Raw genomic sequence first — 20,022 nt, forward strand, 5'->3', positions numbered from 1 at the left:
CGGTTATAAAGCCAGATTTAAAAACAAACCGCCGTCAGGGTTTTCAACCGTATCGACGGCCCGGCGCTGACGGGGTTACACAAAAAACCGATGTTTCCGACATCGGTTTTTTTGTTTATTTTGGTGACGACAAGCCTACTCGCCGGATGCTCCTCACTTTCATTGCGCTTTACCTCCTCTCCAACCTCGCCATCGGTGCCTGGGCGGCCCGAAAAGTAACCAGTAGTCAGGATTTTGTGCTGGCTGGTCGGCGGCTCCCGCTGGCGCTGGCGGCTTCAGCCACGTTTGCCACCTGGTTTGGCTCGGAAACGATCATGGGCGCGCCGGCGATGTTTGTCGATGGCGGTTTTCTGGCCGTTATCGAAGAACCGTTCGGGTCGGCCTTGTGCCTGTTTCTGGTTGGGGCCTTTTACGCCCGACCGCTGTATCGGCTGGGAATCACCACGTTTTCGGATTATTTCAGCATCCGCTTTGGCCGTTCGGCGGAGTTTCTGTCGGCAGCACTGGTCATTCCGTCGTATTTTAGCTGGATTTCCGCCCAGTTCATCGCCATCGGGATTGTCCTTAATCTGGTCACGGGTGTGCCTATTTTCTGGTGCATTGCCTCCAGCGCAACCATCGTGATGATCTACACGATGATGGGCGGCATGTGGTCGCTTTCCATCACCGATTTCCTCCACAACATCATCATCGTCATTGCGTTGATCATCATTGCCGTTATTCTGTATAATCAGACCGACGGGATAGCCAGCATCGTCCAGAAAACCAAGCCCGGTTTTTTCCATTTCCTGCCCAAACCGACGTTCAAAGACAGCGTCGGCTGGGTGGCCGCCTGGATCACCATCGGCCTGGGTTCCATTCCGCAACAGGACGTTTTCCAGCGCGTGATGTCGGCCAAAAACGAGCGGACCACGGTCCGGGCTTCCTATCTGGCCTCGCTTCTGTACATCACCATTGCCATGCTGCCCCTGTTTATTGGGCTGGTGGGAAAGCAGCTACACCCGGATTTGAACCTGGACAACCAGATGCTGATTCCGAACATGGTGTTGCGACAAGCCAGCATGCCGCTGCAAATTCTCTTTTTCGGGGCCTTGTTATCGGCCATTCTCAGCGTATCGAGTGGGGCGATTCTGGCACCGGCCACGGTTTTTGGCGAGAATATCTACCGGTTTTTCCGGCCCGACATCAGCGACAAAACGCTGCTGCGTACCATCCGGCTGGCGGTGGCGGTGATCACCCTGATTTGCGTCTGGATGACCGCAGCCCGCGACGTCAACATTTTCGAACTGGTTGGCGAGTCGTCGGCGTTTAGTCTGGTATCGTTATTCGTGCCGCTCACAGCCGGTTTATACTGGAAACCGGCCAACACGCTGGGCTGTCTGTTGTCGATGGTGGGCGGAATCGTTGTCTGGCTAACCTGTCTGGCCATTGAAACGGAATATCCGGCCCTGGTCTATGGTTTACTGGCCAGTATAGCAGGCATGGTTCTGGGGGTGATGATTGCCCCTAAATCCCCTGAAGGGGACATGGACGCAGCTTATCCAGATCTAAAAGTCCCCTTCAGGGGATTTAGGGGCAATCAAAAAAACGCCTGATCGATTTTTCCGATGTATTCCAAATTGGTCTGCGACGTCAGCCAGCGCTGAATCTGCCGCCCGACATTCGGATACAGATTCAAATCGTCCAATTCGCCAACCGGCTTCCAGCTAACGGCCAGTGCTGTGGTTTCTTCCGGGTTGATGCGGGGAATACCGCCAATCAGTTGGCTCACAAATACCACGTGCAACACATCCTCTTTGGTTTCCGACCCGTGGGTCGGGGGGAAAATCACTTCGCCAACAAACGCGATGGGCCCGACTTCGACATCAATGCCCAATTCTTCCTGCAACTCGCGCATCACCGTCAGATCCAGGGTTTCGCCCCGGTCGGGATTGCCGCCGGGCAGGGCATACACGTCCGTGTCACCATACCGGTAATGCATCAACAACAAATGATTATTCTCGATCAGGAGCACCGCAGGCCGTACTTTCATAACTCAGGAAGAAATTGATGGAACATGAACAGTAAAGTACAACAAAACCGATACTTTTGACACTGTAATTTAACCTTGTGTAATGAAAACGATTGTAAAGTTCCTCAGCATTCTGTGTGTATTGACCGGTCTGGCAACTACGACCGCAAACGCCAAAGATGCGATTCTGGTTTTTTCGAAAACCGCAGGCTTCCGGCACAAGTCCATCGAAGTGGGTAAAATGAGTATTGTGAAGTTGGGGCAGGAAAACGGTTTCAGCGTCGATACGACCGAAAATGCGGCTCTTTTTACACCCGAAAACCTGAAAAAATACAAGGCCGTCGTTTTTCTGAGCACAACCGGCGATATTCTGAACGCTGAACAACAGGCGGCTTTTGAGCAATATATCAAAAAAGGGGGCGGTTTTGTCGGAATTCACGCGGCAGCCGACACCGAATACGAATGGCCGTGGTACAACCAATTGGTGGGGGCTTACTTCCTGAGCCACCCCAAACAACAGAACGCCGAAATCGAAATCGTGGATAAAAAACACCTTTCAACCAAAGCGCTGCCCGACCGCTGGAAACGCTACGACGAGTGGTACAACTACAAAAGCATTGTGCCAGGCCTGAAAATTCTGGGAAAACTGGATGAGAAAACCTACGAAGGTGGCAAAAACGGTGACAATCACCCGTTCATCTGGTACCGTGAATTCGACGGTGGCCGGTCGTTCTACACCGGCGGGGGCCACACGGACGAATCCTACAGCGACGCCCAATTCCTGACGCACATCCTGGGGGGGATTAAGTACGCGATGGGAAAGAAAAAGTAAAAAGAGATTTATTGTTTCGCGGAGTTGAGCGGAGAAAAAAGGGAGTTAAGCAGAGAAAATAATTAACTCCGCTTAACTCCCTTTTTTCTCCGCTCAACTCCGCGAAACAACTCCTTAAATCTTAATCTTCCGCCCCGTTTCCGCAGCCTGATACGTTGCCTGGATGATTTTCACATCCTGCATTCCCTCTTCGCCCGTGATGTGCTTCGGCAGTTGTTTACCGTCGATCAGATCCTTGCAAATACCGTCCATGTGCATCGCCTGGTGATTCACCACCGGTTTGTCGATCGGACCTTTGCTGGTCATGCCTTTCAGCGGACCGTAGCCAAAGGCCGGGCGCAACTCGAACCAGCCATTTTCGGCCGACGCATACAACCGCTCGACGCCCGCAGCGTAACTGGTAGTCGACGTTGAGGTGATACCGTTCGGAAATTCGAACTGCCAGTACATTGTCTCCTCCACATCCTTGAATTTCTGTGGGTCGGTTTTGGGTGCAAACTGGGCCGTTACCGAGATGGGTTCCAAACCCGTTACCAGCCGCACACCCTGAATGGCGTAGATGCCCACGTCCATCATCGGGCCACCCCCCGCCATCGCTTTTTTGAGCCGCCACTGATTCGGATCACCAGCCTTGAAACCGTCGCTGGCTTCCAGAAATTTCAGATTTCCGAATACTTTCTCCCGACCCAGCCGCATCATTTCCTGCGTGAATGGTTCATAATGAAGCCGATAGCCAATCGCCAGTTGCACGTTGGCCTTCTTACAGGCATCGATCATATCCTGGCAATCCTTCACCGTAATCGCCATCGGTTTTTCGCAGATGACGTGTTTGCCAGCTTTGGCCGCCCGAATGACGTATTCCGCGTGCATCGAATTCGGCAAAACAACGTAGACCACGTCGATGTCTTTGTTGTCGATAATGCGGTCAAACGTCTTGTAGTCGTACACATTCGCTTTCGGAATGTTGTACTTAGCCATCCATTCTTCTGCTTTGGCAGGCGTTCCGGTCACGATACCAGCCAGCCGAACGTGCTGTGTTTGTTGCAGAGCCGGGGCCAGTTGATTCTTGGCATACCCTCCCAGACCGACCAGCGCCATACCCAATTTACGGCCTTGCCGCAGCGGTTCGCCCAGATGCGAAACGAGCGTGTTGATGCGGGAAAATTCATCCTGCTGATTCAGCGAAGCCGCATAACCGGCTAAGGGCGAAGCGAGCGCCGAAGCGCCAATGCCTTTCGAAAGTTTTTGTAAAAAATCACGACGGTTGGAATTCATGCCAGAATGGTTTTAGGAGAAATACTACCAGAGTAAAGAAATCAGAGGTGTGACAAGATCCAAGTCCCTTGTCTTTCCTCCCATCATAAGTTGCACAAATCTAATGAAGTATAGCTGTTTTGAAAGGCGGTTCCGTAAAATTAACCAGACAACTCATTCGGCTTTGATCGAAATCCGGATGTCGGTATTTCGCCCCTTGTCGTCGGCACAGGAAATTTTGAGCAAACCGGGTTGCGGACTGAAGAAAACGCCCTCCGTTGGGGCGGCTTTTCGGTAAAGTTTATCGTTCAGATACCAGTAAACCAGCTTCACTTCATTGTCGGCCTGACAACTCAGTTGCAACTGTTGCGGCTGATTGGGATTGATAAAATATTCACTGCCGTCGTTCGGGCTCACAATCTGCGGCCCCTGTTGGGCAAATACCCGTGTGCAGGCCGGGTTGTGGGGCGGTATTTTCAGGTACGGAATCCGACGACTTTCGTAAAAAGCAATTAACTCCGGCGCCAGATTCGGGTAAAACCGTTGAACGGCAGGATCGGATTCCGAACCGGTATTTTCGGGCAAACAATGGGCGCAGTACGACACGGTTCCGGCCGGGTTGGTCCAGACGGTTTTCTGGTGTTGGCAACGGCGGTAGGGCGAAACGCCCATAATGGCATAATCAACGATTTTATGCGCACAGAATTCACCCGGCACATCGCCGGTTTCGGCGCAGACCTGACGCATCGACAAGCTTTTCGGCATTCGGAACCAGCCGCTGGTCGAGTTGTAGTCGATGGCGTTGAAAATGCTGAATAACAACGGGGTAGCAATGTTGGCTCCGCTCAGTTCCGGCACGCCTTCGCCCGAAAAATTGCCAATCCAAACGCCCACCGTATACCGCTTGTTGTAGCCGATGCTCCAGGCATCCCGCCGACCGTAGGACGTACCGGTTTTCCAGGCGATGCGCGGCAAATGGTAGCTATTGTCAAAGTTATTCGGCAAATCCGGGCGGGTAATTTGGGTAAGCGTGTTGGTAATCAAAAAGGCAGCATCCTCCGAAATCAGGCGGCTTTTTTTCGCGGGATTTTCAGTCGAATGGGGAGCTATAAAGTTAAGATTGCTCATCTGACCGCCGTTGGCAAAAGCCGCAAACAGCCTCGTCAGTTCTTCCAGCGTGACACCACAACCGCCCAGAATGACCGACAAACCCAGCCCTTTCGACTGTTTTTTGATGGTTTCAAAACCGGCTTTTTTCAAATAATTAATAAACGTCGGTGTGCCAAGCTGTTGCATCGTCTTCACCGCCGGAACGTTCAGCGAGTTCGCCAGCGCGGATTCCACCGTGATCGGGCCGTAGAACTGCCGGTCGTAGTTCTCGGGTTCGTAGCCGGAAAAGCTCGTCGGCACATCATTCAGGACGGTTTTCGGCGTCATCAGGCCTTTGTCGAAAGCCACGGCATACAGCAGTGGTTTCAAGGTGCTGCCCGGCGAACGCACCGCCCGAACACCATCGACCTGCCCGCCGTCATAGCCATTCGCAAAATCCGCCGAACCAACGTAGGCTTCGACGGCCATTGTCTGGTTATTGAGCACCAGAACCGCAGCGTTGTGAATGTTCATCGAACGCACCCGCCCGACGTAATTGGCGACGAGTTGCTCCGCCTGCGCCTGTCGGTTGGGCCGCAGCAGCGTGTGAATAATCGGCTGATCGGGCTGGCTTTTTTTCAGCCGCAGCGCCAGGTGGGGGGCTTGTTTCGGTAAGGCCCGCCGGTGTGCCTCCAAGGGTTCGGCCAGGGCGTCGGCGATGGCTTCGGACGTGAACAGCCCGGTTTGTCGGAAGCGGTTCAGCCAGCGGTTTCGTTCCTGAACGATCAGCTTGTTATTGATTCCCAGCCGCAGGGTCGAAGGGCGGTTTGGAATGATCGTGAGCGTCGTGATTTCGGCCAGACTCAGCAATTGGGGCGGTTTTCCGAGGTACAGCATCGACGCCGATTTGATGCCCTCTACATTCCCGCCGTACGGAATCAGGTTCAGATACAGTTGCAGAATCTCGTCTTTGGAATAAAAAAGCTCCAGTTGAACGGCCCGGAATACTTCAACGAGTTTGCTGGTGTACGTCCGTTTTCGGGGTTCCAGCAGCCGGACCACCTGCATCGTGATCGTAGACGCCCCCGACGTTCGACGGCCCGTTGTCAGGTTTCGAACAGCCGCCCGCGCCATCGATAAGGGGTTAAAACCGGGGTGGTAATAGAAGAATCGGTCTTCCTTGTGTAAAATCGTTTTTCGCAACACCGGCGTGATTTCGTCCAGTTCTGTCATTAATCGCCATTTGTCGTCGTCACTCAGGAAGGCATGAAGAATGGTGCCATCGGCGGCCGTAATAACCGTTGAATACCGTGGCCGGACCTTTAGCGGAAAAAACAAATTCAACCCCAGCAACAGCCCGACGAACGCAGCCAGGGCTTTTACCCCGCGTCGTTTCCAGAATTTTTTGGCGATATGAAGTAATTTTTCCAATATGCGAACCCTTATTTTAAAAAGCCCCTAAATCCCCTAAAGGGGACTTTTGAATCCGGAGATTCTGTGTCCAAGTCCCCTTTGGGGGATTTAGGGGTGTAAACGATTTTAAGGGCAGATAAAAATAAATCCTTTTATGAAAATACAATTTTTTGGTGCCGCCCGCACCGTTACCGGCAGTAAACACCTGATTACGACCCAACGCGGAACACGCATTTTGCTCGACTGCGGTTTGTTTCAGGGCATCAATACCGACGATCTCAATCAGGATTTCCGGTTTAAAGCTTCCGACGTCGATTACCTCCTCCTGTCGCACGCCCACATCGACCATTGCGGATTGATTCCACGGCTGGTTCGTCAGGGGTTTACCGGCCCGATTTACTGCACCCCTGCCACCGCTGATCTCTGCCAGCTCATGTTGCTCGACAGTGCGCACATTCAGGAAAAGGATCTGGAGCGGATCAACAAACGCCGGAAAAAGCAAGACCGCGCCTTGCTCGAGCTGTTGTACGAAACCGCCGATGTGGAACGCGCCCTGGAACTGTTGAAACCGGTCGAATACGGCGAAACGTTCTGGCTCAGCCGCGACGAAGTCAGCGTGGTCTTTACCGATACCGCCCACCTGCTGGGCAGCGCGGCCATTAGCCTGACCGTCCACGAAACCGCTCCGAACGGCGATTCGGTGGAGAAACGCCTGTTTTTCAGTGGCGACATTGGCCGGCCGCACGACAAGATACTGAAAATGCCGGAACCCTTTCCGCAGGCGGATTACATTCTTTGCGAATCGACCTACGGCGACAAACTCCACGAGCCGGAAGTCGACATGAGTGCGCATTTGCTCCGGATTGTACACGAAACCTGCGTGGTGCGTCGGGGCAAGCTCATCATCCCGGCTTTTGCCGTCGACCGGACGCAGGAGCTGGTGTATGCGCTCGACCAGCTCGAAAACCGGGGCGAATTGCCGCGTCTTCCGGTGTACATCGACAGTCCGATGGCCGTGAAAGCCACGCATTTGATGAAAGCGCACGAGGAATGTTTCAACCCGGAGATTCTGGCCTACATCGAAAAAGACGGCGACGCCTTTGCTTTCCCGAACCTGCATTACGTGTCGGATGTGGATGAATCGAAGGCCATCAACGAGCGCGACGAACCCTGCATCATCATCTCGGCATCGGGTATGGCCGAAGCCGGACGCATCAAACACCACATCAAAAACAACATCGAAGATTCGCGTTGCACGATTCTGATTGTGGGCTACTGCGGCCCCGAAACGCTGGGTGGGGCCCTGAAGCGGGGCGATTCGCAGGTGAAAATCTTTGGCGAAACGTTTCTGGTGAAAGCGGACGTGGAAGTGATGGATTCCTTCAGTGCCCACGGCGATTACCGGGAGATGCTCGAATTTCTGTCGTGCCAGGATGCGGGGCAGGTAAAACAGGTGTTTCTGGTCCACGGCGAATACGACCGGCAGGTGGTTTTCCGGCAGAAACTCCAGAGCGCCGGTTTCCAGAATGTCTACATCCCGGCGCTGTATGAGTCGGTGGAATTGTAGGCGGTTTGTAAAAAGCGCAGGCAAAAGACGCCTGAAACCTAAAAAAACGAAGAAACCGTAAAAAATCTGTAGCGACGACTTGCATAGAAAATCAAAACCCTGCATCTTTGCAATCCCATCTGGGGAATGTATGCCGAAGTGGTGAAACTGGTAGACACGCACGTTTCAGGGGCGTGTGAGCGTAAGTTCATGCGAGTTCGAGTCTCGCCTTCGGCACAGCAATTTAGCCCGTAATCGCTTGATTACGGGCTTTTTGTTTTAGTGGGAAATGTCATTTGTGGCGATCATAAAAGTTTCAGTATGTGCAAGTAGTGACTTTTGCACCAATCCCCCTCACTTTTTCTCCCCAAACTCCTCCACCCACACCCGAATCTTTCGATCCGGCATTTCGGCAATTTCCATCAGGAACGTGAGTTGGTCGGCTTTGCCTTCGATGGTCAGCGTCACGTGGCGTTCTTCGCCGGACGGTTCTTTAAATAACGCTTTCATCACGGTTTTCCCTTCCTTGTACGGAACGCTCCAGGTGCAGGTGGTCGACTGAATGGTGCCGATCATTTTTTGATCGGCATTCCCCGGTACGATCAGCACATCGGTTTTCCCAATGTCAATGGTGCTTTGCTCCTCCACCGTCCGCTGAACCACACCGGCGGCATCCAGGTATTCCGTTTTTGAAGTGGTTAACTTGACTTCCTTGTCGCATTGGCCAAAGCTGAGGACGGTGCTGAAAAGCAGGGAAAAGGAGAAGAGGAACGTTTTCATCAGGATTTGTTGGTTTAGCGTGAAGGTTTAAAGATAAAAATCTATTTAATTACTGTGCAAAACCCAGTACCTTTTATTGCAATCTATTAGATAAGTGGTAAACCGGTGGGATAAATGGCCTTTCGAAAGGTGAAAACCACCCGAATTTTGACTTTCCCGGTTGGACTGGCTATCTTTCCGGGAAAATCTTCACCGATTTTTCGACCCAAAATCCTAAACCACTTTCGTATGAGTACTTCCCGTCGAGACGTCTTAAAAATGACTGGCATGGCGTTGGCCAGCAGCGTTTTACCCGCCGTCACTATTTTGCACCCCCAACGTTCATTTGCCGGTATCAACACCGACACCCTCAAAGTCGGCCTGGTCGGCTGTGGGGGCCGGGGTTCGGGCGCAGCCGCCCAGGCGCTGAAAGCCGACCCCAATGTGGTGCTGCACGCCGTTGGCGATATTTTCAAGGATAAACTGGATGACTCGCTGAACAACCTGCGGAAAATCCACGGCGACAAGGTCAAAGTCGACGAAGAACACAAATTCGTGGGGTTCGATGCCTATAAAAAAGTGCTGGAGTCGGGGGTCGATGTGGTGATTCTGGCGACACCCCCGCATTTCCGTCCCGAACACCTGATGGCCACCGTGCAGGCCGGGAAACACGTTTTCTGCGAAAAACCGATGGCCGTCGATGCACCCGGCGTCCGCAAGGTGCTGGAAGCGGCTAAAATTGCGAAGGAAAAGAAAATCTCGCTTCTCTCGGGCTTCTGCTGGCGGTTTCATGAACCCAAACGGGCCACGTTTGAGAAAATTCAGGACGGTGCCATTGGCGACGTGCTTACTGTTTACAACACCTACAATACTGGCACCGTCTGGTCGCACCCCCGAAAACCGGGCTGGACCGACGCCGAATATGTGCTCCGGAACTGGTATTATTACACCTGGCTATCGGGCGACCACCTGGTCGAGCAGGCGATTCACAGCGTCGATATGATGTCATGGGCCTTTGGTGACAAAATGCCGCTTTCGGCAGCCGGAACCGGTGGCCGTCAGGTTCGAACCGAACCGATCTATGGCAACATTTACGACCACTTCGCCATTACCTACGAATACGAAGACGGAGCCAAGGGATTCCATTTCAGCCGCCAGCAGGTCAACTGCGAGGGGAGTTATATGTGCGAAGCCTTAGGAACGAAAGGCCGCGCGGTCGCCAACGTGTCCCGGAACGTACACGAAATCACCGGGCGGAAAAAATGGAAATATTCGGGAGTTGCCAACGACATGTACCAGACGGAACACGACGAGCTGTTTGCGGCCATTCGGAAGGGCGAACCGATCAATCAGGGCGAATACATGGCCAACAGCACGCTGCTCGGCATCATGGGGCGCATGGCGGCCTATACGGGCCGTCGAATCACCTGGGATGAAGCGATGAATTCTACCGAAAAATTAGGCCCGGACACCTATAGTTTTGACATGAAGCCCCCGGTTGCGGAAGTCGCCCGACCCGGTATTACCTCTTTCTCCTGAAAACCATGCAACGCAGAGAATTTCTAAAAAACGGCTCGCTGGCCGCTGTAGGCGGTTTTGCCGCTATTGAATCCGCACCTCATGTGATTGCATCGGTTTCCGCCCCGTTTGTCAATCCGGTTTCCAACCCGGTTCTTAAAACGCCGATGGTGAAGAAAAGCCTGAAATGGGGTATGGTGAAAGAGGATTTGTCGGTACTCGATAAATTCAAATTGCTGAAAGACCTGGGCTTCGACGGGGTGGAACTGGACACGCCCAACAACCTCGACCTGAAGGAGGTACTGGACGCCCGCGACAAAACCGGCCTGGAACTGCCCGGCACGGTCAATTCGGCGCACTGGAAATCGCCCCTGTCGGATCCGGACCCGAAGGTTCGGGAAGTGTGCGTGAAAGCGATGGAAAAATCGCTGCAAGACACGAAGCAGTACGGCGGCACAACGGTTTTGCTGGTTCCCGGCGTGGTGAAAGCCGATGTTAGCTACGAAGATGCCTACGAACGCTGCCGCAAGGAAATCAAAAAGCTATTGCCGATGGCCGAAAAAACCGGCGTCAAGATTGCCTTCGAAAACGTCTGGAATGGTTTTCTGATCAGTCCGCTGGAAGCCGCCCGGTTTGTCGATGAGTTCAAACACCCGCTCGTGGGCTGGTATTTCGACGTGGGTAACATCCTCCGCTACGGCTGGCCAACCCACTGGATTGAAACCCTCGGCAAGCGGATTCTGAAACTGGACGTCAAAGAGTACAGTCTGAAGAAACAGCAGGACGAGGGTCTCTGGAAAGGGTTCGACGTTGAATTCCTGGAGGGCGATTGCAACTGGTCGGCGGTGAACAAAGCCCTTGTAAAGATTGGCTATTCCGGCTGGGCGTCGGCCGAAGTCAACGGTGGCGACCGCACCCGGCTGCTGACCATCCGCGAGAAAATGGACGCTATTTTTACGGCCTAAGGCTCATTCGCCGGAAAACCGCCCGTTTTACAACGTATTCATATCGATCACAAACCGGTAGCGCACGTCGCCTTTCAGCATCCGGTCGTATGCGTTTTGGATGTCTTTGATCGGAATCAGCTCGATATCCGAAACGATGTTGTGCTCGGCGCAAAAATCCAGCATCTCCTGCGTTTCGGGTATCCCGCCGATACCCGAACCAGCGATGCTTTTGCGACCGCCGATGAGGCTAAAGCCCATGATTTCGGCCGGTGTCGGGGGGGCGCCCACGCAAATGTGTATGCCGTTGGTTCTGAGCAGAGACAGATACAGGTTGTAGTCGTGCGGTGCCGAAACCGTATCGATGATGAAGTCGAAATACCCTTTCACTTCCTTCACCCGGGCCGGATCGCTGGTCAGCACAAACTTGTGAGCGCCCAACCGTTTGGCATCTTCTTCTTTCGAAGGGGAGGTACTCAGCATGGTTACTTCAGCACCAAAAGCCACGGCAAATTTAACGGCCATGTGTCCCAGGCCGCCCAGCCCCAACACAGCAACCTTGTGCCCTTTGCCCACTTTCCAGTGACGCAGGGGCGAGTAGGTGGTAATTCCGGCGCACAGTAGCGGAGCCACGGCGGCCAAATCCAGCTTTTCGGAGACGTGCAGCGCAAAATCTTCGTGGACCACAATCAGGTTCGAATACCCGCCGTAGGTCGGCGTTACACCGTCCTGCTCCCGGCCGTTGTAGGTTTGTGAATTGCCCACCAGACAGTATTGCTCCAGACCTTCCCGGCAATTTTCGCACTCGCGGCACGAATCGACCATACAGCCGACCCCGGCCAGATCGCCGACCTTAAATTTGGTAACTTCCGCGCCGACCTTGGTCACGCGCCCCACGATTTCGTGACCCGGCACCATCGGAAAAATCGACCCGCCCCATTCGTCCCGAATCTGGTGTAAATCGGAATGACAAACCCCACAGTAGAGAATGTCGAACTGAACGTCGTGGGGTTTCACCTCGCGCCGTTCAAACTGAAACGGAGCCAGTGGTGTTTGCGCATTCTGGGCTGCGTATCCTTTAGCTGCAATCATAATAGGGATGAATAAAATAGGGTGTAAAAGACCGTTCTTTCGCTGTGTTCAATGAGCCTCCGAATTGAGACCGGTTCTCTCTTTTCAACCTGGTTTTCCAGAATTGGTTTAACTATTAACCGGACTGGAAGCTAAAGTTCTATTGTCTGCACAAACTCTAATTCCTATTGTAATTTTTTTAGAAGTGATTATTTGGTTTGGGGCTATTTCGTAAAAGAAAACCACTTTCCATCTTTTTTGCCACTATCTAAGTAACCATTTGTATACGGTAAACTCCTAAAAACAGGGGTTATATCTTGTAATAATTAAATCGATTTATATTTTTTTAAGTAAAAAAAACAGCATTATTGAAATTTTATAAAAAACCTTTTGTTGATTACATTCAGTCTAAATAAGAAAAAATGCCCCTATTTTAAAAGCGATATAACCTTTCCAATAAACCTGAACGGTCACTTTTAACGTACTGTTTATCAGACTATTTTCGTATTCCTGATTTTAACGAAACGTGAACGAAAAGAAGACTGGGGCGGCAAATTCGACACCTCTATGTGGAATAATCGGGTACGCAACCGCAGTCATCTCATCAATTAAACTGTTGAGAGCAATGAAAAACATTAAAGCACTTACCCCGGATGAAATGAAGCAACTTCGTCAGTTGATTTCTACCACGGATAATGTCATCTTGCGACGACGCTGTCAGTGCATTCTCTACAGTTTTCAGGGGATGCAGGTCAATGAACTCGTAAGCATGTTCCAGGTCGACCGCCGGAGTATTTACAACTGGATGAATCGGTGGAACAAAGGCCGAATCGAAGCACTGATCGATAAACCGGGCCGTGGTCTGAAGCCCAAGTTGAATGTAGCCCGCCAGGATCATGTAGAAGAAGTAAAACAGGCTTTTCAGATGTATCAGGGCAATTACAACCAGGTTTTAGAACACGTCAATACCCGAATAACCAAACCCGTCAGTCACGACACCCTGCGTCGCTTTGTAAAAAAACTGATGGTTCCCGGCGTCTAGCCGCCTTTTCCATACCTCCAACGTCTTGCTATCGATAAAACGCTGTACGCTCTAGTAACAAAATAGGCGGTCCCGGTTTGCCCGAACTCCGGCATCAACCGGGGCCGTTCTATCTTTTCTTCCTTACTTCTTATCCCGTGCGGCTTTAAACTCCGAGCCGGTTTTCCAGCCGGGAAAGGTGGATTCGTTGCTCAGGCGATAGCCCACGTTGAACAGCAACTGCATGTCTTCGAGGATGCCGGACAAATCCCAGGACGATGAATATTCGTCCGAGGGCGCGTGGTAGCGGTTCAGGTTGTGGTCTTCCAGTTGGGCTTTTCCCCAGGCTTCGCCGTTTTTCACCGACCGAACACCGGTTTTGAGGTACAAGGCTGGCACACCGACTTTGGCAAAGTTGAAGTGATCGGAGCGGAAATAACTCCCCGCCGACGGATTGAAATCGCCCCGGATAAACCGCCCCTGTCTGGCGGCCGCAGCCTCCGCGTAATCTTCCAGATCGGACTGTCCCTTGCCGACAATTACCACATCTTTGGTCCGTCCCACCGGAATGAACGCGTCCATGTTGATGTTGGCAACGGTTTTGGCTAACGGGAAAACCGGGTGCGTTGCGTAGTATTCCGACCCCAGCAAGCCCTGTTCCTCCGCCGTCACGGCCAGAAACAGGATGGATCGTGACGGTTTCTTTTTCAGTTTGGCAAACGTCTCGGCCAGTTCGAGCAAAGCCGCCGTGCCGGACGCATTATCGGACGCCCCGTTGTAAATCGAGTCGCCTTTGATGGCTTCGCTTTTGCCCAGATGATCCCAATGTGAAGTGTAAATGATGTATTCGTTCTTTCGATCGGTGCCGGGGAGCAAGGCCAGCACATTCTGGGAGGTCGATTTCGTAATCTGGTTGTTGATCACCAGCGAAGTCGTCAGTCCCAGTTTGACGGGCTTAAAACCACGAACACCCGCTTCCCGAAACAGTTCCGGCGAAACGCCCGCGTGCTTGAACAGGCTCTTGGCCGCATCCAGCGTAAGCCAGCCTTCCACCGTCGCCCGCGATCGGTTGTTGTCGGCGGCCTGTAAGTACAGTTTTGATTTCGAGAAACTGCTGCGAACCACGGACCAGCCGTAACTGGCGGCTTTGGATTCATGAACGATCAGAACGCCTGCCGCGCCCTGCCGGGCCGCTTCTTCATATTTGTACGTCCAGCGACCGTAGTAGGTCATGATGTTTCCCTTAAACAGCGTGCTGTCGATCAGGCCCGGATCGTTCACCATCACCACCACGGTTTTGCCCCTGACGTCCAGACCCGCGTAGTCGTTCCAGTTGTATTCGGGTGCCACAATGCCGTAGCCCACAAACACCAGCTCCGAATCGGTAATCTTCACCTGATTTTCCACATGGGGCGTTGTTACGACAAAATCGGTCAGGTTCGCGAGCGAAACCGTGCCGTTTTTACCCTTCAGCATCAGTGGACCCGCCGGGGTCGAGGCAATGTTTACCATCGGTACATCCTGAAAATAGCTCTTGCCATTGCCGGGTTGCAAACCAGCTTTCTGAAACGCGGTTTTCAGGTAGTCGACGGTTTTCTTTTCACCGGCCGTAAACGGTTTTCGCCCTTCGAAGGCGTCTGAAGCCAGTACCTGAATGTGTTTGACAAACGCTTTGCCGTCGATCGCAACACTGTCGGCAGTGGCGAAAGCATAATTTCCGGCCAAAAGAAAGAGGAGAAAGAGTCGCATCATGCCTAAAGATAACTAAAACTCATTCTCCGTCGGCGTATCATCCCGATCACGTTCCTGATCGCGATCTTTTTCCCGAACCACCTGCCGACTCAATCGGTAGCTGAAGCCAATGAAACCGATGCGGCTTTCGCGTTTGCTGCGCGTAGACGACACAAAGTTGGAGCCAAAACTCTCGTTCTGAAACTGCAGCGTATTGAAGATGTCACTGACGCGCAGGCTCACCGTTCCGCGCCCTTTCAGAATATTTTGTTTGACCCCCAGATCGACGTTAAAGAAGCCTTTGATGGTTCCCTGTGCCACGATAAACGGCGACCGGTAATTCATCGCCACCTGAATATCGGTTCCTTTTTTCGGGTTCATGTTGGAGGTGACCCGGGCCGTCCAACTCCGGTTCGTGCGGGTCAGAATGCCCGGAACATCGGCACTGGCCTGGATGTTTCGCTGGAAAAACGAGAAATTACCATTCACCTTCCACCAGCGCGTAAGATCCTGCGTCACGACCACTTCCAGCCCGTAATTCTGCGAACGGTTCAGGTTCAGCGACGTTTGCTCGGTAATACCGTCGGGTCGCAGCGTCCGGTAATTTGTAATTTCGTTGTTTGTCTGGCGGAAAAACAGCGACGATGTCAGCGTTGTGCTTTTGCCATACAGCAAATGGCTTATCTCAAACGAATTGATCAACTCCGGGTTCAGGTCCGGATTCCCGTAGCGGATGTTCAGCGGATCGGACAAGTCGATGAAGGGGTTGAGCGACCAGGTCGACGGCCGGTTGATCCGGCGGCTGTAGTTGATCTGCATCTTCTGCGATTCGCTGGCGTTGTAGTTCAGGAAAACACTGGGAAACAGGTAGATATAATCCCGCTGGCTTTTCACGTTGGTGGTCCGCTGATCCGTTGTGATGTTGGTATATTCGGTACGCAACCCCACCTGGTAGCTAAACTTTCTGATCTCGTTGCCGAAATTGACATAAGCCGCGCTGGTTCGTTCGTCGTAAATGAAATTATTGCTGATGGCGGGGTTTATCGTCCAGATGCCGTCCAGCAGGTTCTCAAACGTATAGTCGGAAGCCAGCCGCCGGTAGGTGTGTTTCAAGCCGGTTTCGAGTTTCTTCTTGTCTTTGAGCGGTTCCACAAAATCCAGTTGCAACACCGCCACCCGGTTTTCCCGGCCATTGTCGGCGCGCTGCTGGCCAATCAGGAAATTGGGCGTCAACAACGTTTCGGGCAAGGTCGTGGTGTTGCTGAAGTTCTGGTATTCCGTGCTTTCGTTAGTCGATGTAGTGGCATCAAAGGTGAGTTCCCGCCCCTGTTTGTCGAACGTCCGGCGATACCCGAAAACGTAATCCAGTCCTCTTTCAGGTTCGGTTTCTTCGGTAATCCGCAGGGTTCGTCCCAGCGACACCCGGTTAGCATCCAATGTATTGAAATTCTCCTCTTCCGAATCGCGGCTGTATTCAGGCCGGTAGAGAATCGAAGCGGTAATGTTGTCGCGGGGCGACAGTGTGTAATCGAAACCGACGCGAAGGTTGTTGTTCACGCTCCTTCGGATGGCGTCGTTGCGTTGCGCCAGATAACTGATCGAGTCTCCGAATATATTCTGCCGTTCCGAAATCCGGTACTGAAACCGCCGGTTTGCCCGGAAATTATAACTGCTGAATAGGTTCAATTTCTTAAACCGTGTGTTCAGATTAATCGACGCATTGTATTTATCCCGCGTACCGACGTTCAGTTGCACATTGCCATTGAAACCCGCAGCACGTTCTTTTTTGAGAATAATGTTGATAATCCCGGCCGCTCCGTCGGCATCGAATCGTGACGACGGATTGGTGATCATCTCGATTCGTTCGATGTTGCTGGCCGGAATCTGTTCCAAAATCGCCTGGCGGTCGAGCCCCGTCAAACCCGACGGTTTTCCATCGACCAGCACAATCACGTTGCTGCTGCCGCGTAAACTCAGTGTACCATCGACATCCACCGTTACGGAAGGTACATTCTGCAAAATATCGATGGCCGAACCGCCCTGCGCGATGGGCAACTGATCGACGTTCACAATTTTGCGGTCGAGGGAGTATTCATACGCCTGTTTCTGCCCCTGAACCACCACTTCCTGAAGCTGTTTGGCGGTTTCGGTCATCAGAATATTCCCCAGATCGACGATCGGTTTGTCCATACTGATCACAATGCGCGGCACCCGTTTGGCCGCGAAACCCAGGCTTTGAATGAGCAGGTAATAGGCATCCGGCGCCAGATTGTTCATCTGGAAAAACCCTTTTTCGTCCGTCAATGCGCCCGTCACCGAACTCGAATCCCGCGAGCGGAACAGGCCGATGCTGGCAAATTCGACGGGTTGGTTTTTTCCGGCTTGCGGAGTGAGGAGTTTTCCGCTGATTTTTCCGGAACCGACAACGGATTCCGGTGCCCCCGCATTGGCCCGACGACCCGCTGCTGTTCCTGTACCAGCCGGTTGGGTTGCCGACGTTGGCCCATCCGTGGTTGGAAGGGCTGGTTGCAAAACCGGCTGCGTCGACGCGGAACGAACCGTATCAGGGCGGTCGGCCGAATTGTACTGCGTCGTGTCCGGACGAATCGGAGCGGCTGGCTGGGTCGTATCCGCTTCCAGTCCAATGGCTTGCACCATCGCATTGGAAACCGGTGCTGGTTGCTGCGCCTGGGCGGTTCCCAACACGAGCCAGAGGGCACAAATCACTAAAAAAGAAACCGGATCGGTCTTCATAAAACGTTGAAATAAATGGTATCTATTTAAGAAAGCAGGCCTGTTCATCCGGATTTCCTACGCCGACCGTTTTTACCGAACAGGGTCGGCTTGAACGGTTTTTAGCAGGTAAACCAGGGCGTTATACCCGGAATTCATCCAAAATGAACCGGATCAGACGTATAGGCTTGAGTAGATGGGGCTATAAAGAAAAAAGCCTGTCAGCCTAAGGCCGACAGGCTTATATGTCTATAACGGGATGTTAGACCAAATTGTTTTCCGCTAAATATTCCGCAATCTGAACGGCGTTGGTAGCCGCGCCTTTCCGAAGGTTGTCGGCCACAATCCAGAGATTGAGGGTATTCGGCTGGCTTTCGTCGCGACGAATCCGGCCCACAAACACCTCATCTTTTCCGTGTGCCGTCAGCGGCATCGGGTACAGGTAGTTTTTCGGATCGTCCTGAACGATAACACCTTCCGCTTCTTCCAGAATTTTAACGACATCGCCCACTTCGTAGTCATTTTCGAACTCGATGTTCACGGCTTCGGAGTGCCCGCCGATGGTCGGAATACGCACGGTCGTAGCCGTCACCTGAATGGTGTCGTCGCCCATGATTTTCTTGGTTTCGTTCACCATCTTCATTTCTTCCTTCGTGTAGCCGTTGTCCAGAAACACGTCAATGTGCGGCAACACGTTGAGGTCGATGGGGTGCGGGTAGACTTTCGGGTTGGAATAATCGCCCGAACGCTCGGAAAACAACTGATCGACGGCGGCTTTCCCGGTTCCGGTTACGGATTGATAAGTTGACACCACCACGCGTTTCACCCCGTATTTTTTATGCAGCGGGTCCAGCACCACCACCATCTGGATGGTCGAGCAGTTGGGGTTGGCGATGATTTTGTCTTCCAGCGTCAGCGTGTGGGCGTTGATTTCGGGAACGACCAGTTTTTTGGTCGGGTCCATGCGCCAGGCCGAGGAGTTATCGACGACCGTAATCCCGGCTTCAGCGAAGAGCGGAGCCAGTTTGAGCGACGTGCTGCCCCCGGCCGAAAAAATCGCAATAGCCGGTTTTGCCGCGATGGCATCCTCAAAGCTCACGATCGTAACCTGTTTACCCTTGAACGTAATCTGTTTACCCACCGAGCGTTCTGACGCGACAGGAATCAGTTCCGTTACCGGGAAGTTACGTTCTTCGAGCACTTTCAGGATTTCGCCACCGACAAGGCCGGTTGCACCTACTACTGCAATTTTCATTTCCGTACCAATCAATTAAGTGAAACAAGTCTTAAAAATTGGGTGCAAAAATACGGAGAAATGCTGAGAGAACCGGGAAAGATTCAAAAAAATCCGGATAAATCGCTCAGTGTCAAAACCGCGCGACCAAACCCATTCCGGTATTGGTGTAGTCAATGTGCGGTTCCAGCCGGAAAGAGACGTCTTTCGTCCGCAATGCTTTATTATAATACTGAATGGAACGCCGGAAATGAAAACCGGGAATGCGGATTAACGAGCCCACCAGAAACAGACTAAGGCCGGTTGTCATGGTAACGAGTCCACCTTTTCTGACTTCTTTTTTCGTTTCTGTATTCGCGTATGGATTACCCAGGTAGACCAGCCCATTCCCGTACCAGGCACCATTGTAATACGTCAACCCTTTGGGAACCCCGTTTTGACTTTGTACCTCTTTGGGATTGGCAGTAACAATTATTCCTACCAGCGACGCAACTCCGCCGACGAGCATCAGGCTGGTACCCAATTCACGCCCACTTTTGAACTGCCGGTATTCACGAATGGCATCCGGATCGCCGGAAGCCAGGATGTACTGGCCTAAATCCGTCGCCCGGCGGACTTCAATGCCGTCGTACAGATACTGCGAGGAAGGCTGGGTTCGGTAACCGTATTGGGTATAAATCGATGTTGAGTAAGTAACCGTTTCAATCGGTTTCAAGGGTTCAGACTGCGCCCACACTCCCACGGGCCAGGCCAGCAATAAAAGGTACAGTGTTTTCATCGTCGAGATTTTTAAAGAAATCTACGAAAAAACGCTGTATACATGATTAAAGCTTGATTATATTTTTAGTAGAATGGTTTTGATTATA

Annotated in this window: 15 protein-coding genes and 1 tRNA gene; 7 read left to right on the top strand and 9 right to left on the bottom strand. The window is 52.4% G+C overall.

Annotated features, from left to right (window positions below):
* Positions 1-146 precede the first annotated feature (146 nt).
* Positions 147-1,595, top strand: coding sequence for a high affinity choline transporter 1 (locus F0P93_RS14900; RefSeq protein WP_150877182.1), 1,449 nt, complete (start codon positions 147-149; stop codon positions 1,593-1,595).
* Here the strand turns inward: F0P93_RS14900 and F0P93_RS14905 are convergent.
* Complete coding sequence (locus tag F0P93_RS14905) at positions 1,580-2,032, bottom strand: NUDIX domain-containing protein (protein ID WP_150877184.1); 453 nt, start codon at positions 2,030-2,032, stop codon at positions 1,580-1,582. The genes F0P93_RS14900 and F0P93_RS14905 overlap by 16 nt on opposite strands.
* Before the next feature lie 82 nt (positions 2,033-2,114).
* Here F0P93_RS14905 and F0P93_RS14910 point away from each other — a divergent pair, with 82 nt between their 5' ends.
* The gene (locus tag F0P93_RS14910) at positions 2,115-2,843 is read left to right on the top strand and encodes a ThuA domain-containing protein (RefSeq protein ID WP_150877185.1); all 729 of its coding nucleotides are present in this window, start codon (positions 2,115-2,117) and stop codon (positions 2,841-2,843) included.
* Between the two features lie 114 nt (positions 2,844-2,957).
* On the opposite strand, the gene F0P93_RS14915 is transcribed toward F0P93_RS14910, so the two are convergent.
* Entirely contained in the window at positions 2,958-4,118 is a 1,161-nt protein-coding gene (locus F0P93_RS14915) for a Gfo/Idh/MocA family protein (RefSeq protein ID WP_150877187.1), read from the bottom strand.
* 153 nt (positions 4,119-4,271) lie between these two features.
* The gene (gene pbpC / locus F0P93_RS14920) at positions 4,272-6,620 is read right to left on the bottom strand and encodes a penicillin-binding protein 1C (RefSeq protein ID WP_374756775.1); all 2,349 of its coding nucleotides are present in this window, start codon (positions 6,618-6,620) and stop codon (positions 4,272-4,274) included.
* Between the two features lie 133 nt (positions 6,621-6,753).
* On the opposite strand from pbpC, the gene F0P93_RS14925 reads away from it, so the two are divergent.
* Positions 6,754-8,166: an MBL fold metallo-hydrolase RNA specificity domain-containing protein gene (locus F0P93_RS14925; RefSeq protein WP_150877189.1), complete on the top strand. Its 1,413-nt coding sequence runs from the start codon at positions 6,754-6,756 to the stop codon at positions 8,164-8,166.
* A gap of 132 nt (positions 8,167-8,298) precedes the next feature.
* Positions 8,299-8,382: transfer RNA gene (locus F0P93_RS14930), tRNA-Leu, on the top strand.
* Between the two features lie 117 nt (positions 8,383-8,499).
* Here the strand turns inward: F0P93_RS14930 and F0P93_RS14935 are convergent.
* Positions 8,500-8,925, bottom strand: a complete 426-nt coding sequence (locus F0P93_RS14935; protein WP_150877191.1) for a hypothetical protein — start codon at positions 8,923-8,925, stop codon at positions 8,500-8,502.
* 228 nt (positions 8,926-9,153) lie between these two features.
* Between F0P93_RS14935 and F0P93_RS14940 the strand changes: the two genes are divergently transcribed.
* Positions 9,154-10,443 (top strand): Gfo/Idh/MocA family protein, encoded by a 1,290-nt coding sequence (locus F0P93_RS14940; protein WP_225309492.1) that lies wholly within the window; start codon positions 9,154-9,156, stop codon positions 10,441-10,443.
* Positions 10,444-10,448: 5 nt separating this feature from the next.
* The gene (locus F0P93_RS14945) at positions 10,449-11,387 is read left to right on the top strand and encodes a sugar phosphate isomerase/epimerase family protein (RefSeq protein WP_150877193.1); all 939 of its coding nucleotides are present in this window, start codon (positions 10,449-10,451) and stop codon (positions 11,385-11,387) included.
* Between the two features lie 27 nt (positions 11,388-11,414).
* Here the strand turns inward: F0P93_RS14945 and F0P93_RS14950 are convergent, their stop codons facing one another.
* Positions 11,415-12,458 carry an NAD(P)-dependent alcohol dehydrogenase gene (locus F0P93_RS14950; protein WP_150877195.1) on the bottom strand — a complete coding sequence of 348 codons (1,044 nt, stop codon included), beginning with the start codon at positions 12,456-12,458 and terminating at the stop codon, positions 11,415-11,417.
* 604 nt (positions 12,459-13,062) lie between these two features.
* On the opposite strand from F0P93_RS14950, the gene F0P93_RS14955 reads away from it, so the two are divergent.
* Entirely contained in the window at positions 13,063-13,479 is a 417-nt protein-coding gene (locus tag F0P93_RS14955) for a helix-turn-helix domain-containing protein (protein ID WP_150877197.1), read from the top strand.
* A 123-nt stretch (positions 13,480-13,602) separates the two neighbouring features.
* Here F0P93_RS14955 and F0P93_RS14960 read toward each other — a convergent pair whose 3' ends face one another.
* The 4 genes from F0P93_RS14960 to F0P93_RS14975 all read right to left on the bottom strand — a co-directional run bounded on the left by F0P93_RS14960 (position 13,603) and on the right by F0P93_RS14975 (position 19,934).
* Entirely contained in the window at positions 13,603-15,210 is a 1,608-nt protein-coding gene (locus tag F0P93_RS14960; RefSeq protein ID WP_150877199.1) for a M28 family metallopeptidase, read from the bottom strand.
* Positions 15,211-15,222: 12 nt separating this feature from the next.
* Positions 15,223-17,943: a TonB-dependent receptor gene (locus F0P93_RS14965; protein ID WP_150877201.1), complete on the bottom strand. Its 2,721-nt coding sequence runs from the start codon at positions 17,941-17,943 to the stop codon at positions 15,223-15,225.
* 241 nt (positions 17,944-18,184) lie between these two features.
* A complete protein-coding gene (locus F0P93_RS14970) occupies positions 18,185-19,177 on the bottom strand; it encodes an aspartate-semialdehyde dehydrogenase (RefSeq protein WP_150877203.1) in 993 nt (330 codons plus the stop codon).
* 112 nt (positions 19,178-19,289) lie between these two features.
* Complete coding sequence (locus tag F0P93_RS14975) at positions 19,290-19,934, bottom strand: hypothetical protein (protein ID WP_150877205.1); 645 nt, start codon at positions 19,932-19,934, stop codon at positions 19,290-19,292.
* Positions 19,935-20,022 lie beyond the last annotated feature (88 nt).

This window comes from Larkinella humicola (genome assembly GCF_008727875.1).
Classification (GTDB): domain Bacteria; phylum Bacteroidota; class Bacteroidia; order Cytophagales; family Spirosomataceae; genus Larkinella; species Larkinella humicola.